Genomic DNA, 17,050 nt, shown 5'->3' with positions numbered 1-17,050 from the left:
AGATTTGTATAGAGGAGTACCGACTATGCCTGCGGTCTTCATCGAAAAGCTCCAGAAGCGCTATGGGTCAGTAGAAGCGGTCAAAGATGTTTCGCTCAGCGTTCAGTCGGGCGAAATTTTTGGCCTGCTTGGACCCAACGGAGCCGGAAAAACGACGACACTCCGCTGCTTGTGTACGTTGACAGAACCAGATTCAGGCACGATCGAAGTCTCTGGCATTTCAGTTGTTGACAATCCTCGTCAAGCTCGGCAGCGGCTGGGATACATTGCTCAAGAAGTGGCGCTCGATAAGGTTCTGACTGGGCGAGAGCTTCTAGAGTTGCAAGCTGCGCTCTATCACCTGCCGAAAGCCACTGCCAAACAGCGAATCGCAGAAACGATCGATCTTCTGGGGCTAGACGAATGGGCAGACAAGCGGACGGGAACCTACTCTGGTGGTCTCAAGAAGCGACTCGATTTAGCCGCTGGACTGCTTCACCAGCCTGATGTTCTTGTTTTAGATGAGCCGACAGTCGGACTCGATATTGAGAGCCGTAGTACTGTATGGAACTTTTTGCGACGATTGCGAGAAGTTGGAACGACAGTTCTGATTACAAGCCATTATTTAGAAGAAATTGATGCGCTTGCCGATCGCGTTGCCATCATCGATCGCGGTATGGTGATTGCATCCGGTACGCCTTCTGAGTTGAAAGATCGAGTTGGCGGCGATCGCATCACGCTACGGATTCGAGAATTCTCTCCAACAGACGAAGCTCAACAGGCAAAATCTCTTCTAGAATCTTTGCCAACCGTTCAGGAGGTCATTATTAACCCGGCTCAAGGCAATTCTCTTAATCTCGTAGTGACCCCCAATAGCGAAGCGTTAATGGGCGTTCAGCAAACGCTACAAAAAGCTGGACTCCCGACATTTGGCATTGCTCAGTCGCGTCCTAGTTTAGATGATGTCTACCTCACGGCGACAGGTCGCACCCTGCTAGATGCGGATCTGGCGGCGGCAGGAAGCCGAGATGCAAAAGCTGAGAAGAAGCAAAACATGCGCTAGTTCTTCTGTTATCAAAAGGACTGTTATTAAAAGGAATGTATTATGAGCAGCACGCTTACCCCGTCTAAAAACGGTCTTAGTGAAAAGCCTTTAGCTACACTGTCTCAACCAAATCTGGTTGGGGAATTTGTTCAAGAAACCTTGGCGCTGACTCGGCGGTTGTTTATTCAGCTTCAGCGGCGTCCATCGACACTGGCGGCAGGCATTATTCAACCGCTCATGTGGCTGATTTTGTTTGGGGCACTATTTCAGAACGCACCCCAAGGATTGTTTGGCGATCGCATTAGCTACGGTCAGTTTCTCGGCGCGGGCGTGATTGTCTTTACGGCGTTTGGTGGTGCGCTCAATGCTGGGCTTCCGGTCATGTTCGATCGCGAGTTTGGTTTCCTCAACCGCTTATTGGTTGCGCCATTAGCATCAAGATTTTCGATCGTAATGGCGTCTGCAATCTTCATTACGACCTTGAGCCTGATTCAAACAGCCGCGATCGTCGTGATGAGTGCATTGCTCGGTGCAGGATTGCCGAACGCATTTGGGCTTGCCCTCGTTGCATTCATCGTTCTGTTGCTCGTGCTAGGAGTAACTGGATTGAGTCTTGGACTCGCGTTTGCTTTGCCCGGGCATATTGAGCTGATTGCCGTTATCTTCGTCACCAATCTACCGCTACTGTTTGCAAGTACGGCACTGGTGCCATTATCATTTATGCCCAAGTGGTTGCAAGTCGTTGCGACTCTCAACCCGTTGAGTTATGCGATCGAACCCATTCGCTATCTTTATCTTCACAAGGATTGGAGTTTTAGCAGCATTATTATGCAAGCGCCTTTCGGCAACGTGTCTCTCGGTGGTGCGCTGCTAATCCTAGTCGGATTTTGCACCCTTACCTTGATCAGTATTCAACCTTTGCTGCGTCGTCGCCTTGCCTAAAAAAACTCTTTTTGGGGAGCATTTTTCAGAAAAACCCGTCTTGGGTAGAATTGCAGTATCACGTAGTGGGAGTTAATGGTTATGGCAAAGTTTGTGTTGGGTCTGTTAGCAGGAGTAGGATTGGCAATTGCGTTTGCGCCTGCCTCGTTTGCTCAAATTCCTGGGAGTACCCCTAATAGCGCCGCTCTTCTAAAAGATCCTCAGGCCAGTGATTCTCTAACTGATTTGTTCAACAACCGCAGTGATGGCAGCACCACAGGATTGATGCAACTGATTCAGCAACTTTCTCAGAGTCCGCTTGATCCGGCAGCGTTTCGAGCGCAACAACGCGAAAATCTAGATGCGGCGGCAAAATCATTCAGAGATCAACAGCGTCAACGCCTTCAGCAACCTCAAACCGCTCCCTCAGCGGTGACTCCCCCCGCGCAAAAATAGTTATTTGACAGGCTGAAATTCGTACTGCTTTGCTTTGGCTTTTGTTCGCGCTGGTGTCACTTTCATCAGCGCGATTTTTGTCTCGCGATCGCCTTCTGTCGAAAAACTAAACGGATGAATTCCGCCAGGCGATACAAAATCTGGTTTCGCTAAAATACTCCGAATTCCGTTGCGAGTAGGAGATTGCCCAATCGCGGTAATCAGGGCTTGTGTTGCGTCGTAAGCAAGCACAGTTCTCCAGTTGACAGCGTTATTCCAAAGCTTGGTTGCTTGCTTTTGAAACAGAGAGTTATCGACCTCTAATTGGTAGTAAGGAACTGCGATCGTTAGCCCAGTACTCGCATCGCCACTCCTGAGAATTCGAGGAGAAAACATCACATCTCCTGCCAGCATTGGCAACCGTTTTTGGTTGGCCGCAATCACTAACAGGGCGCGATCAACATATTTGTTGTCTGGAACCAGCATCAGTACCTCTGCCCCTTTGCGAATGGCCAGATCAACGGCTGCCGTTTGCTCAAAGTCGGGCGCATTAAAATCAATCTCAGCAGTGCTGCCTTGATTACCAAAGAACAACGCATCCTTAAACGCATTTTTCAGCGATGTGCTGTATTGGCTAGTGGAATTGTAGAAAATGGCAACTTTTCGCTTTTTAAGCTGATTCACCATATAGTCTGCCAGTCGTTTTGCCGGACGTTTATCACTCGGCATGGCCCGAAACACATAGTGGCTCAGCCTAGATAATTCTGTGGCAGAACTAATGGGGGCGATCGCCACGAGTTCTCCTGCCTGATACACTTCCCCCGCCGCAAACGTTGTGTCACTAATGCCATGCCCGACCACGCCGAGAACGGCTGGAGTATTCACCAGCGTTTTGGCGACGCGTTGAGCTGTATCAGGATTATTGTCATCACTGGCGATCGCAACTTTCAATTTTGTTCCGTTAATTCCGCCAGAGGTGTTGACCCGCTCTTGTGCCTGGGCTACGCCTCGCAAAAGTTCGTTTGCAGGTTGAGGTTGGGTTTTAAGCGGCACAGCAACTGCGATCGTATAGGCTTTTTCGGTTGCAATTGCAGCATTGTTGAGATAAATCAGCGTTTCTGGGTCAGATCGATCTACAGCGCGAGCTTTTTTTAACGCCGCGATCGCCACGTCAAAATTGCCTGCCGCCACCTGATCCGCCGCCTCTTGTTTGAGCGGAAGGTTTGCTCCCACTCCCACTCCCAAAACCCGTTCACCATAACTAATTTTGTTTTGGTCTGAACTGAGCGGAGTGGCGATTTGAGGGAGAACAGGTTGAGGTGAATCAGATTGCCGAGACAGTGCCCACGCCGACGCACCCAACACCGCGATCGCGCCCGCCCCGATCGCGGCAATCTTTAGTTTTGTAGATTGGCTCGGTTTGTTTGGAGATGAGTCCTGAATGTTAGCGGAAATGTTAGACGGAGCGAAAAAGCGATGTTCATCAATGAGAGAAAGCGGGGCTTGCGTGAGCAGCGACTCTTCTTTAACGTGGGCCAGAGCTTCTAAAACTTGGGCAGCCGACTGATAGCGATTGGCAAAATGAAATTTCGTCATGGTTTCGATGACGATCGCTAACTCTTCGCGTACCGAAGCTTGGTTGCGCCATAGTAATTCATACGTCTTGGAATCGTGAGGCAATTGGGCAGGACGGACACCTGTCAAGGCTTGAATCGCGATCATGCCCAATGAATACAGATCGCTAGTGATATGTGGCTTTCCAAGACACTGTTCGCTAGAAGCATAGCCAGAGGTATAAACCGGGAGGCTAGGAGCCGTTTCAGATTGCGATTCTGTGATCGACGTTTCGATACTCTTAACGGCCCCAAAATCGATCAGGACGAGTTTTTGCTCGCGATCGCGCCGAATCAGATTGTCTGGTTTGAGATCGCGATGAATCACGCCATGACGGTGAACAAATTCTAGAGTTTTCAAAACATCTTCTAAACAATCAATTACCCAGTCTTCCGATCGTTTCTGACCTGCGACTAGCTCATCGCTGAGTGGATGTCCCTGCACAAATTCTTGAACAAGATAAAACTCGTGATCTTCTTCAAAATAAGCCAGCAGTTGCGGAATTTGATCATGTCTTCCCAGTTTCTCTAGCGTTTCTGCCTCCGCAAAAAACATGCGTCGCGCTTGCTTCAGAATGCTGGGATCAGGAGTTGTAAAACTTAAATGCTTTAGCACACAAACAGGATTACCGGGTCGTTTAGTGTCTTCGGCAATGTAGGTGTGCCCAAAGCCGCCTGAACCGAGTCCTTTTACGATTTTGTAGCGTCCATCAAGCAGTCGTCCTAACATCGCACCCGTCTGAAGTGATATATCGCATTTTAGGTTGATTCGGTTGAATCGAACATAGAGATAGATTCATGATTTGTAAACCAAAACCGTTAGAGAATGAAGATTCAACAGAGACACGAGTGGACATTAACCGCAGAAGCTGCTGTTGCGATTCAGCAAGAATTGCGTCAAGAGGTGGTGACGCACGATCAGTTTGGTGTGGTGAACCATGTTGCAGGAATCGATGTTGGGTTTGAAGAGGACGGCAAGATCACGCGGGCGGCGGTAGCAGTGCTGACCTACCCAGAGTTGCAGTTTTGCGATCATGCGATCGCGCGGCGTCCAACCACGTTTCCTTATATTCCGGGCTTTCTATCGTTTCGAGAAGTGCCTGCGGTGCTAGATGCGCTTGAGACGGTGCAAACTGTCCCCGATCTGCTGCTCTGTGATGGTCAAGGATTGGCACATCCGAGGCGGCTTGGCATTGCATGTCACTTGGGCGTGCTGACGAATATGCCCACGATCGGCGTGGCAAAATCGCTGTTAGTTGGCAAGTATGGTGAGGTTCCTGAGGAGCGAGGTGCTTGGGTGGAGTTGCAGCACAAAGGAGAGACGATTGGGGCAGTGTTGCGAACTCGTCCTAAAACCAAACCTCTGTTTATTTCATTAGGACATCGCATCAGTTTAGAGACGGCTTTATCCTATGTGATGGGCTGCACGACGAAGTATCGCCTGCCCGAAACAACGCGCCATGCTCATAAATTGGCCTCAGGATAAAGACGTTCTTAAGTCTGCTTTATCTTTTGATTTTCTCCGGTAAATTAAATGCGCATAGTTACCTCCTAACTGCGTCTAGTGCCCCGTTGAGCTATTGAAGCCCAAACGGGGCTTTTTGCTAAATAAAGGCTCGATCTCTCGAAGAAATGGAAGACCCAATATGCCGTTATTTGAGGCGCGTAATGTCAATTATAATCTTGCCGCCAAAGTCAGGAATTGGTGCGGCAGGCTTAGTTAATTTCACTTGTACCTGTTTGACAAGCTCAAACGATAGGGCAGATTGGGCGATCGCGGCTGCCAATCGTTCTATCAATGCAAATCGACAGGTTTTCACCAATTGCTGGACGCTCGAAATAATCTCGCGGTAGTCGAGGGTGTCTTCTAAGCGATCGCTCTGTCCGGCTTTTTCTAAATCGATCCACAGCGTTAAATCCACCTCAAACCATTGCCCTAACACCTGTTCTTCTGGCAATACGCCCGTGTAGCCGTAGCATCGAATCTCAGTTAAATGAATACAATCTGTCACGGTTTGTACCAGTATCCTTTCTGTATGTAGTAATTTTTGATCAAAATTCCAAATCGGGTGACCGGAACTGTGACTGGCTCAGAAACGCGATCGAACTTTGGCAGTAGTTTCCCCGTTGCTGGGTACCAATCATCCCAAACAATCACGGCATTTTTGCCCTGTAGCTCGCCTCGATCTGAATGCCAAAAGTCAAATTGATCGACGCGATCGCTCACTGCAATCACATTTTTATTGTTCAATTCGTAAGCTAAAGCAGATGCCGAGCGATAATCAGTCGTCATCAATAAAGGCGCTCCCAGTTCTTTTGTTTGACGGCTGACTTCACTTGCAACCTCACGCCACCCAAACAACATACGCGAATCGGGATCAACGGTTTGATCCATAAACGCAGATAGGGGAAGCACAGTGTAGTGAACGACGACCAGCGTTGAGATCAGTAAGCCATACAAAAACGATAGTCGAGGTGGACGTTTGGGAAATGCTAACGGAAGCAATGGAAATAATAGAATATAGGCGGTGATGTTCCAGTAATACAATGCCGCAGAAATGAGAGAAATAATAGTCAGAACAACAGAAGAAATTAGAAAAACCCAGAACGCAAGAATCGGATAGACAGAGGTGACATCTTTAGGCTGAGTCCGATTTTTTAAAACTCGAAAGAACCCTCTCCAATAAAATGGAGATACTAGAAAATAGGACGCTCCCAAAAATCCAATGAATGCACCAATCTTAAGTCCGCTCGTAACTGGATTTACGCTGCGATTGAGATAATATTGCACCGACTGAAAATCATTCGAGTAATTCCACAGCACAATTGGAATGAGAGCGCTGAGCGCAATGACTGCTGCAATGTAGAATCGTCGATCGAGTAACAAACGGCGCAGTTGGGGAACCGCTAGGATAGTGGCGAGGAATCCTAAACCCACAAACACGGCATTGTATTTCGAGAGCCCTGCGAGTGCGATCGCGGCTGCGGCAAGATACAACCGTCCTGTCTCCCCTCGACCGTTGGCAATAAATCCATCCGCAAATCGAACAAACTGATACGCAGACACTAATGAGAAGGTGATCAGAAGATGATCATGCCACGCTAATCCTAGAAATACAAAATACAACGGTGATGCGAATACTAGCAGAACATTAAACCAAAATCGTTGTGGGGTTTGCTTTGGATACAAATAGGCTACAATGCGATAATACGTATAAAGGAAAACAGCACTACTGAGTACATTGGGGAGCCGCAGCACAAATTCCGATCGTCCAAACAAGGCGGTAAAGGCCCCCTGCACCCACGCTTGCAATGGCGGATGATCGTAGTACGACCATTGGAGATGCTGACCCCAAAGCCAATAGTACGCCTCATCAGAATTTGGAAATGCTTTCAACCAAAAGACAAATCGCAGCGCAATGAACGCGATGAGAAACACAAACCAACTAGGAGAGATTGGGCGCACGAGATCTAGAGGTTCAGGAACAACAAATAATCACTGAATTAATAATCGGTGAATTAAAACCAGTTTCGGATTGCAAGGATACCACTTTAGACCCACCCTTAAGATCTCCTATTAATTCGTAATATTTGCGTTGCCTGCAATCATCGTGCCTGAATTTGATGCGATCGCATTAAACTCATATTGCGCAGCGGCTTTGATTAAAGCACTACTCTCCCTTTGTCCGGTCAAACGGCTCGGTGTCAGTTTGGTTTGACTCAAAGGCAGGACAGTAGCCTTCAGGCGTCACCTTAAAGTTAAACAACGGAGACGCTGGATTCCAACAGCGCTGTCCTCGATAGTGACGACAGATAGAACAGGAGTCTTTTAGCGTTCCATCGATGGATGGAGAGATGCGATCGCTATTTTGATTGAGCAACTCCCGCTCCGTCAAACCGCGCAACACAAGCTCCTGTCCTTGCCATCGCGCTTCTACAAGCCCCGTATCGGCTAAACCCCGCCAGCGTGAATCAGCCGTAATCGCATCGGGTAGCGTAAACGTTACCATCGTTCCAAACTCTGAAAGCTCCCCCTCATAGGTCGTCTCCGGGGGAGCAGGCTGCAAGAAGGTTTCTCCAATCGGTAGCTCCACCAAACTTCCCGCCGAAGGCGAGTGGAGATGATAGCGATTGTGTAACTCTTCTAGCCCAGTCAGATCAGATAAATAATTGGGATTGCCGTGAACAAAGATCACGTGCTGCGGGCGCAAATTGTGAATTAGCTGCGTTGTGCTAGGACCATCACCATGCTGCGCCAAAAGATACGTTTCCATCTCCAGACGGTCGGAATTGGGGATCAAAAACGGGTCGGCTAAATGTTGAGGTAACAGCACCAACCAAGGCTCAGTCTGAAAAAATGCATTCCAGTCTGAAGTGAGATCGCTCAGGACAATACAGGGAGATTTGCCAACAGCTTGGCGCTGATCAGGAGAGAGCCGTCGCACTCGTGGACGGATGCGATCGTCCCAAAAGAGAGATTGGTGACGCGCAAAATTTTGAACAGAGGCAGGAAAATGCGGCAACAAATCCAAATACGCATCGCATCCGGTTGCGATCGTGCCATCGACCCAAATATCTAAATCGCGCCCTGTAAATAAATGATGGCTCCGTAGCAGCATCAGCAACTCTTGTCCCAAACCCAAGGTTGGCACAGGCATCAGCACCGATTGTCCATCTGTTAGCGCATTACTGATGCGCTCTGCTAAATAATTTTCTTGTTGCCGACGGTGAGGATAGCGTGCTGTGCCGTAACTGCCCTCAACGATCAAAACATCTGGCTCTAGTCCGCGCAGTTCTTCTAGCCGCAAGCCTTCAACTAGGCGCGAGTTGGACAGAAAGAAATCTCCGGTGTACAGCACTGTGTACGGGCGAGCATTAGTATCCCGTGGCGTATAGGTGATCAAGATTACGGCGGCTCCCGGCAAATGCCCTGCCGGAAACAGTTCTGCCGTCAATCCGTCTAAAAACTCAACGGGCGACCGCCACGGCAACGCTTGGGCAAACAGAGGAACTTGCGATCGCTCTGTGATCCAATTGAGCCCTAACAGTTGCGTTGTCACCTCACTGGCATAAATAGGCAACTGAGGAAAGGTTTGATGCAGCGATAGCAATCCCCTCGCGTGATCGGCGTGAGCATGGCTGCATAGCACTAGATCGGCTGGCGGCACATCGGATGGCAAAAGAGCCGTATCCCACAAACCACAGTCCAGCAAAATTCGATAAGGCCCCATCCGCACAAGGAGACATATTCCTTCGTCTGCATGACCGACACTATAGGGAAAGCATTCCAGTTGAGTCACGTAGTCATCCGTCTTCTGAGTGGAGGGTAGGAGCTATCTCTAGTTTAGGATGAAGTGCGATCTTCTGGAATGCGTTCTGTGTTAATCGCGTTTAGGTGGCGTAAAACTAAGCGCAGTTCGTTAGGCAATGCCATAAACCGCACCCTTGCAAGATTCGTCCCTAAATTATGAACGCTAGGTCAGAACAACTGAAGCCTGCGATCGGAGTTAGGGTCGATGCTTTAGTGAGCCGAGCCGTTACCGTGGTAGTTGTCGGTATCGTAGAATCCGTTGCGCGTCCCAAAAAATAGACAGGCGATCGTAAAAAGCCCGGTTAAGACGACTAAAACAAGTTTGACATCCATAATGAACCTACCTAGTAAAAAGATTGCTTAGAGTGTACAAGAGGAATTGGCGCACCCTCAAGCCAGTTTGCTAATTCTAAAGTAACGTAAACCGAACGTGTAGAAACTTTAGCAAACCCTAAGATTTTCCCTGAGCAAGCTTGCTAAAGCGGATTCTCCGCTTCAGGGTTTAAGCTTTTGTCCGCGATCGGTAAACTGCACCGACTTAATTTTTAACACTTTATTGCCCGTCAACGTTTTCCTCAGACTGCCATACAAGGCTAACTGTTCACAATTTGAGAGCGACTTCAATTGCCGCTTCGCGCCTGAAGCGATTCGGAAATCGATTGTTGCAACGCCTTTTTTAACGTTGACTCGGTATCCCGACAAACTAAAATCATCGCTATCTAAATCTTCTAAAACCCGACCAATCGTTTTTTCTAACGTCTTCGTTTTAGATACTCTTACTTTCTGCGACACAAACTTATTACATTGATTATCAAGCTGATAAAGCGTCACTGGAAGGGTGTTCTTATCAGGAGGTTTTGGCTTGTTAACAGCTTTTTTAGCGCTTTGAACCGTAGGGCTTGGAACTGGAGAAACGGCTGAAACGGAAGGACGCGGAGCGTCACTAGGCGTCGATTGACATCCTGAAAGCAAGATTAGAGAAACGAGAAGGCAAATACCTTTACATCGCTGAGACACCTGAGAGGAGCCAACAAGAACTCTTTGAAAGAGCAGATCCGCTGTTTTTTTACTGTGTAGGAAATTACTGTGTAGGAATAAATTCATCAATGCTAATTTTCTTTAAGTACTTCTAGAGACCTTTCCTGTTTTGGTCATCAATCTGAGGAAAGAGGAGTAACGCTTAGCAAGACTGAGCGTTTTAAGGGAAATCTTTACCAAAAGAGGGACTTTCTTATAGAGTGCGCTTTATGACATTGTGGAATTGCTGCATCAGGGTTAGCATATCTGTAGCGATATCTGCAACAGATATTGATGTTGAATTTTGTAAAGTTCATGGACGACGTCCATTTAGCCAACATTAGATAGCTCCCTTAGCCTGGCAGCCTCAGTCTCCCAGCGCGGGGGATGATTTGAGGAGATCATAGTACATGCTTACCCAGGAAGCTCGGACGTCTCTGTCTGAAATTGATAATTTAAATCGGCTCAAAATCGAGCTTAACGAAATGCCCGCGATCGATGTGGGCGACTACATCAAAGGACTGCCTGAAGAGCGCCGCGCGATCGCGTTCCGGTTACTCAACAAAACCCAGGCAACAGACGTATTTGAGTATTTACCTCCCGATGTCCGCGAAGAGTTGATTGGCTCGCTGCACAATGCCCAAATGTTCCACGTTATTGAGGCAATGCGCCCCGATGACCGAGCGGAACTGTTTGATGAGTTGCCTGCTGGCATCGTCAAACGGCTTGTTCAGCAACTGAGTCCCGAAGAACGTCAAGCCACGGCAACCATTTTAGGATATGACGAAGGCACAGCCGGGCGGGTGATGACCACAGAGTATGTCCGGTTGCGGCAGGGCTTAACCGTGGGGGAAGCTCTCAGCAAAATTCGCTTGGCTGACCGCGATAAAGAAACGGTCTACTACGCTTACATCACCGATAATAACCGCAAATTAAAACAGGTTGTGTCGTTACGACAGTTGGTGTTCTCGATTCCTGATGCCCGGATTGAGGACATTGCTAGCGATCGCGTGATCAAAGCACGAACCGAAATGCTGCAAGAAGAAGTAGCACAACTGATGAAGCGCTATGACTTGTTGGCCGTCCCTGTGGTCGATCGGGAAGATCGCCTGGTCGGGATCATCACCGTAGATGATGTGGTCGATATTCTCGAACAAGAAGCCACGGAAGATATTCAACGCTTGGCAGGTGTGGCAGATGGCGGCGAATCGTCTCTATCGTCTCCAATCTCAAAAATCAAAAGCCGTTTGCCCTGGCTGCTTGCCATTATGGCTTTATACATTGGTGCATCTAGCGCGATCGCGCCGTTTCAAACGACGATCGCGGCTGTCCCTGTTCTAGCAGTGGTAATGCCATTGTTCTCAAACACTGGCGGAACTGTGGGCATTCAAGCCTTAACCGTGACCATCCGGTCGCTCAGCGTTGGGGAAGTGACGCTGCAAGACACGCTTAAAATCCTGCGAAAGGAGATAACGGCAGGATTAGGAACTGCGATCGCGCTGGGTTTGGCCATGGTGCTGATCTCCCTGATTTGGACCAAGCCGGAAGAACGCTGGGTCTCGATCATGGCGGGGCTAGTAATGGCAACCAATACCTTAGTCGCAGTCACGTTGGGAACGTTGCTACCAATTGGTTTTGTTCGCCTGAAAATTGATCCAGCTTTGATTAGTGGTCCACTCGTGACAACGCTGCTTGATACGATTGGCTTTATCCTGTTCCTCACAATGGTCACGATTAGTCTTAACGTTCTGAACGTCACCCCCTAGAGTGTGCTTTAAACCCTCAAAGCCAAAGCGGAGCAGCAGCAATGGTTCCACGTTGCCAAAATTGTTACAGTGCCTAGCAATGCGACGCAACTGCTTGAATCCAGTGGTTGTGTATCAAACCTGCTTTGACTAAGTTTGATGCCACTATACGACCCCGAGAAACAATCTGGACACTACGAAATACTTGAGCGTTTGAGCAATTTGCTCAATTTCATTTTCAGAGGGATCAAGTTGAATGACTTCCACTTCAAAATAATTGCTGAAGTTTTAGCGGGGAAGGTAACTAAGAAGATGGTAACGAAAGCTGATGGCTCTGCCAGTAAAGCTGCTCGATCGCGCTGCGACGAAACAAATATGCACCGCTCCGACGGGAAATGTAAGGTTCAAATCCAGCAGCCATCAACCGAGAACTTGCGGCTTTCTGTGAACATCCCAAAAACTTAGACGCCTCGCTAAGCGGTAATAATTGCTCACCAAATCGAGCTAAAACCGTCTCATCATCTTCGTTATGAATCTCTTTTAACAACCGTTCTGCAAGCAGCCAGCATGCGATCGTATCTGCCTCAGCCCGGTGCGATTCTCCGACCGGAAACTGAAAATGTTGAACTAAATCCGGCAACTTGCGCGAGGGCAGCTCAGACAACATGATCCGAGAAAGCTTGACTGTACACAACCGATCAGATTCAGGACGATCATAGGGAATTCCTAATCGCTCGTATTCGCCCTGAATAAAGGGATAGTCAAATGCAATATTGTGCGCTGTGATCACGCCCTCACTCAGCAACGGTAAAAACTGCTCCCAAACTTCTGCTGACGGTGGAGCCATATCCACCATTTCCTGATAAATGCCTGTAAATTTCGTAATCATCGATGGCACTTCAACTTGAGGATTGATCAAGCTCGTCTGTTGGTGCAGAATGCCATCTTTCAAACTTGCATGAAGCACCGAAACTTCGATCGCCCGCGATCGCGGCGGTTTGTGCCCGGTTGTCTCAAGATCGACCACGGTCAGCGATCGCGTCGTCATGCTTCGATAATATGCAAGCAAGTCGGTCGATAAAATAGGCATACCCTCAATTTCCACCAGAAACCACAATTCGTGACGTGAGATTAGAACAGCTTCCGATCTCACGTCACGAATTAAGCCACAGCTTGCGAATTACTTCGACGGTGCGGGTGTTCTCGATGGCGATCGCTTGCCACTCGGATTCGACGGTCTGTTCCGCTTCGCGGGCTTCGGCTTCGGCACGCCTGAACGAGTGTACTCGTCCTCAACAGGATCGCTACCCATTGTCAGCCACGCGGGACGGGTCTTATCGTAGATCATCTGCAACGCTGCCGCCGCGATCGTATGCGGTTCATACTCTTCGGCAAGTTGAGACACGATTGGCAAGAATGATGCCATCCGTTCACCCGAGAGCGCTTCTTTGACTTGACCTTGCAGTTTCTCTAAGTAGCGGCCTTCGATTTCAGCACGAGTCGGGATCGGCTTGAACTCCAAGCGCTGCCGCACGTGATGCTCAATGTCACGCAGCTTACGACGATCCATCGAGTGAACCAGCGAGATTGCGGTTCCTTCCTTGCCCGCGCGTCCTGTCCGGCCAATGCGGTGGACATAGTTTTCGACGCTATCGGGCAAGTCGTAGTTGATTACGTGGGTCAAATCATCCACGTGAATACCGCGAGCCGCAATGTCGGTGGCAACTACCCACTTAATCTGCTGCTGACGGAACCGAAGCAGCAGCCGCTCACGCTGACTTTGGCTCAAATCACCGTGGTACTCATCCACGCTGTGCCCTGCTTCTTGCAGCTGGCTAGTTAATTCAGCCGCCGCTCGCCGGGTGCGCACAAAAATCAGCGCAGATTCGGGATCTTCAAGTTCAAGGATCGGCAAGATTGCCCGTGCTTTCGTCCATCCACGCGGAACGGAGTAGGCAACTTGATTAATCCGATTTGGAGCGGCTTTAGGTTGTTCAACAGTGACCGTAATGGGCGATCGCAGAAACTTTGATACCAGTTTGCGAACTGACGGCTCCATAGTTGCCGAGAAAAAGGCGGTTTGACGCTCTGTTGGAGCCTGATTCAAAATCTTCTCTACGTCTTGAATGAAGCCCATATTGAGCATTTCATCCGCTTCGTCGAGCACCATCCAGGTCAGCTTGTCGAGTTTGAGCGCTCCGCGAGAGAGCAAATCAATAACGCGTCCCGGAGTCCCAACGACAATTTGAGCGCCGCGACGGAGAGCAGAAATTTGCTGCTCAATCGACTGTCCGCCGTAGATCGCCACTGTCTTCACTCGACGATCTTCATTAAACCCACGAATGGCTTGGCAAACTTGCATTGCCAGTTCGCGAGTCGGGGTCAAAATCAAAGCTTGCGTGACTGGAGCTGCCGAATCAATTTGCTCCAAAATGGGAAGCGCAAATGCCGCCGTCTTGCCTGTTCCCGTTTGCGCCTGTCCAACGACATCCCGCCCTGCTAATAGGTGAGGGATGGCTTGCGCTTGAATTTCAGTCGGAGCAGTAAAACCAAGCTGCTCTAGCTGTTGAATGCGGGTTTCAGATAATCCGAGGCTTTGGAATGAAAGGGTCATTACATCTCCTATAAGGTCAAAGACATGCGCCAAACAGGGCAATCGGGGGATGTCAGACATAGACTGCGGGAAAATAACCTTTGAAGGGTAGACCCTCCGTTCGGTCGTGGCAAGGCTGCCGTGAATCTATCGTCCAACCAGCAGGATTGAATTAGGACTGACTTCGTATCAGACCCAAGTAGTTCTGCTGAAATTGCCACTCAGGGCGCGTGAAAGGTGAACTGTGTACTGAATGAACGCTGTACGAACAGTGTGAGGAAAATCGAAATTTGAGACGATCAAATGAATCAAGAAGGGCCGGTCTCAATTCTGTTTGAAATCTTATCGGGCCGTTAGCAGCGGGGGCTGCATCAGATCGGCGGCGGTGGCAACGCGACCGTAGAGATCGTAGATGTCGGCATCTGCGATCGCAACCGGAACTAGGGAGCCTAACGACGCTTCTCCTTGGACGTAAACAAGTCCATCTACATCCGGAGAAGAGCGGGCAGAGCGCCCGACTAGCTCACCTGTTGCCGGATTTTCTTGCTCAATCAACACATCCACTACCTTACCAATCTCTGCTCGATTTCGCTTAAGCGAGATCGGCTGCTGGATCTGCATCAGGGCATCCCGACGCGCATCCATGACAGACTGGGGCAGTTGATCAGAAAGATCATAGGCAGGGGTTCCTTCTTCCGCAGAAAACGTGAACACCCCGACATGATCAAACTCGTGACGCTGCACAAACTGCCGTAAGTGGTCAAAGTGCGCGTCAGTCTCACCGGGAAATCCGACAATCAGCGTAGTTCGCAGGACTGCATTCGGAATCGCGGTCTTAATCCGCTCAATGATCCCATCATTGACCCGCCCTTGCCAAGGGCGATTCATCATTCTAAGAATTTCAGGATGAGAATGTTGAAGCGGCAAGTCTAAATAGGGCAACACGTTTGGAGTGTTTTGGATGGCCTCCATCACTTTTGGGGTGAGTCCAGTCGGATAGGCGTAATGCATCCGAATCCAAGGAACATCCACGTTGCCCAGTGCGTGCAGGAGTTCGGCTAACTTCGGCTCACCATAAAGGTCAAGACCATAGTTGGTTGTAATTTGGGAGATTAGAATAATCTCCTTGACTCCTTCAGCAGCAAGCTGATTGGCTTCTGCCACGATCGATTCGATCGAGCGCGATCGCTGGTTCCCTCGCAAGTGGGGAATGATGCAAAATGCACATCGATAGTCGCAGCCTTCAGCAATTCTTAAGTAGGCGACTCCCTCAGTGGTCGTGCGATACCGGGGTGTCGTCTCATCGGCGATGTAAGTCGGCTCAAGCGAAACTTCGCTCACTCGCTCTCCGGCTTCCGCCCGCTCAAGTACGTTAACGATCTTATGGTAGTCGCCTGTCCCGACCAATGCAACCGCTTCCGGAAGTTCGTCGAGCAGCTGCTCCTGGAAGTGCTGTGCCATGCAACCTGTAATCACAATCTTCTTGTCAGCTTCTGCTAGCTCGACTAAAGTGCGAACTGATTCTTCTCGCGCAGCTTGAATAAAGCTACACGTATTGACGATGACAAAATCTGCGATTTCTTCATCTGTGTCTACGGTGTAGCCTGCTTGTGCAAGCAAGCCGAGCATATGCTCTGTGTCAATTCGGTTTTTTTCGCAACCCAAGTGAGCGATCGCGATCGTTGGCTTTTTGCCCATGTAGTTAGAACTGAGGAAGTAAAGGAAGGTCAATCAAAATCTAAAACCGCGGCGATTACAGTGCAAGCTCCTGCTAGGAATTGCTTGTTGCGACGGTTTACCCCCCGCTTTACGACCCACTTCTGCAAACTCGCGTCAATGGATACAGACAGATGCAATCGCTGTCGTGCTGAATCTACATCATAGCGCAGATTTGCAATTATTACGTTCTGTTAAATTCTTTTCTGCGATGGAAGTAGAACAGAGAATCATTTGGGGTTTAGGCATGGCTATTCATAATAGCAATAAAGACGTTTTTTTGGTGATGCTGACGATGTAATCATCTCCTTCAATTCCTTAAACCGATCCGTCCTGCTGAAGAGACGCTGCCGATAATGGATGAGTTGCCAATTGAAGACCTAGAGGAACCTGGGTTCCCCGTTGATCCCAATTATTCCCGCCTCTAGATTGAAGAACTCAGTGTCGGACTGGGCCTATGGCACGGTAAGTTTGAGGGGATCGCTCGTCCGTGCTGCGCTGATCGATGGGAGCGGCAATTGGAGTCTGACCGACACGGAGCGCTTAGAGGGGGAACAAGAACGCGCCGATCGTACCGAAGTGCCTAGCACAAGTTGCTCTGAATCCGTCGCAGTCGGACATAACGATCGCACAAGTTTCGCAGACCACAGAATTATCTGAAGATCAAATCCACCA

15 protein-coding genes are annotated in these 17,050 nt (G+C 49.1%); 6 read left to right on the top strand and 9 right to left on the bottom strand.

Features of this window, described 5'->3' with window-relative positions:
- Nucleotides 1-25 precede the first annotated feature (25 nt).
- From AC5JLB_RS19785 to AC5JLB_RS19775, 3 genes are all read left to right on the top strand, one after another.
- Nucleotides 26-1,042 (top strand): ABC transporter ATP-binding protein, encoded by a 1,017-nt coding sequence (locus tag AC5JLB_RS19785; protein WP_495875533.1) that lies wholly within the window; start codon nt 26-28, stop codon nt 1,040-1,042.
- A gap of 42 nt (nt 1,043-1,084) precedes the next feature.
- A complete protein-coding gene (locus tag AC5JLB_RS19780) occupies nt 1,085-1,966 on the top strand; it encodes an ABC transporter permease (RefSeq protein WP_495875532.1) in 882 nt (293 codons plus the stop codon).
- A gap of 81 nt (nt 1,967-2,047) precedes the next feature.
- Nucleotides 2,048-2,401, top strand: a complete 354-nt coding sequence (locus AC5JLB_RS19775) for a hypothetical protein (RefSeq protein WP_495875531.1) — start codon at nt 2,048-2,050, stop codon at nt 2,399-2,401.
- Here AC5JLB_RS19775 and AC5JLB_RS19770 read toward each other — a convergent pair whose 3' ends face one another.
- Nucleotides 2,402-4,723 (bottom strand): bifunctional serine/threonine-protein kinase/ABC transporter substrate-binding protein, encoded by a 2,322-nt coding sequence (locus AC5JLB_RS19770; RefSeq protein WP_495875530.1) that lies wholly within the window; start codon nt 4,721-4,723, stop codon nt 2,402-2,404.
- Nucleotides 4,724-4,819: 96 nt separating this feature from the next.
- Here AC5JLB_RS19770 and nfi point away from each other — a divergent pair, with 96 nt between their 5' ends.
- Entirely contained in the window at nt 4,820-5,479 is a 660-nt protein-coding gene (gene nfi, locus AC5JLB_RS19765; RefSeq protein ID WP_495875529.1) for a deoxyribonuclease V, read from the top strand.
- Nucleotides 5,480-5,645: 166 nt separating this feature from the next.
- Here nfi and folB read toward each other — a convergent pair whose 3' ends face one another.
- From folB to AC5JLB_RS19740, 5 genes are all read right to left on the bottom strand, one after another.
- Nucleotides 5,646-6,005: a dihydroneopterin aldolase gene (folB, locus tag AC5JLB_RS19760; protein ID WP_495875528.1), complete on the bottom strand. Its 360-nt coding sequence runs from the start codon at nt 6,003-6,005 to the stop codon at nt 5,646-5,648.
- Entirely contained in the window at nt 6,002-7,459 is a 1,458-nt protein-coding gene (locus AC5JLB_RS19755; protein ID WP_495875527.1) for an ArnT family glycosyltransferase, read from the bottom strand. Before AC5JLB_RS19755 ends, folB begins: the two co-directional genes overlap by 4 nt.
- A 205-nt stretch (nt 7,460-7,664) precedes the next feature.
- Nucleotides 7,665-9,293 (bottom strand): MBL fold metallo-hydrolase, encoded by a 1,629-nt coding sequence (locus tag AC5JLB_RS19750; protein WP_495875526.1) that lies wholly within the window; start codon nt 9,291-9,293, stop codon nt 7,665-7,667.
- A 221-nt stretch (nt 9,294-9,514) separates the two neighbouring features.
- A complete protein-coding gene (locus AC5JLB_RS19745) occupies nt 9,515-9,637 on the bottom strand; it encodes a DUF8629 family protein (protein WP_495694610.1) in 123 nt (40 codons plus the stop codon).
- 162 nt (nt 9,638-9,799) lie between these two features.
- The gene (locus AC5JLB_RS19740) at nt 9,800-10,321 is read right to left on the bottom strand and encodes a hypothetical protein (protein ID WP_495875525.1); all 522 of its coding nucleotides are present in this window, start codon (nt 10,319-10,321) and stop codon (nt 9,800-9,802) included.
- A gap of 410 nt (nt 10,322-10,731) precedes the next feature.
- Here AC5JLB_RS19740 and mgtE point away from each other — a divergent pair, with 410 nt between their 5' ends.
- The gene (gene mgtE, locus AC5JLB_RS19735) at nt 10,732-12,087 is read left to right on the top strand and encodes a magnesium transporter (RefSeq protein ID WP_495875524.1); all 1,356 of its coding nucleotides are present in this window, start codon (nt 10,732-10,734) and stop codon (nt 12,085-12,087) included.
- A 283-nt stretch (nt 12,088-12,370) separates the two neighbouring features.
- Here mgtE and AC5JLB_RS19730 read toward each other — a convergent pair whose 3' ends face one another.
- The 3 genes from AC5JLB_RS19730 to rimO form a co-directional block, all read right to left on the bottom strand.
- Nucleotides 12,371-13,156 carry a 3'-5' exonuclease gene (locus tag AC5JLB_RS19730; protein WP_495875523.1) on the bottom strand — a complete coding sequence of 262 codons (786 nt, stop codon included), beginning with the start codon at nt 13,154-13,156 and terminating at the stop codon, nt 12,371-12,373.
- Nucleotides 13,157-13,246: 90 nt separating this feature from the next.
- On the bottom strand, nt 13,247-14,680 hold the full coding sequence (locus tag AC5JLB_RS19725; RefSeq protein WP_495875522.1) for a DEAD/DEAH box helicase: 1,434 nt from the start codon (nt 14,678-14,680) through the stop codon (nt 13,247-13,249).
- 321 nt (nt 14,681-15,001) lie between these two features.
- On the bottom strand, nt 15,002-16,357 hold the full coding sequence (gene rimO, locus AC5JLB_RS19720) for a 30S ribosomal protein S12 methylthiotransferase RimO (protein ID WP_495875521.1): 1,356 nt from the start codon (nt 16,355-16,357) through the stop codon (nt 15,002-15,004).
- A 459-nt stretch (nt 16,358-16,816) separates the two neighbouring features.
- On the opposite strand from rimO, the gene AC5JLB_RS19715 reads away from it, so the two are divergent.
- Nucleotides 16,817-17,035 (top strand): hypothetical protein, encoded by a 219-nt coding sequence (locus AC5JLB_RS19715; RefSeq protein WP_495875520.1) that lies wholly within the window; start codon nt 16,817-16,819, stop codon nt 17,033-17,035.
- Nucleotides 17,036-17,050 lie beyond the last annotated feature (15 nt).

Source organism: Myxacorys chilensis, assembly GCF_059505265.1.
This window is presented reverse-complemented; position numbering and strand designations above follow the sequence as displayed.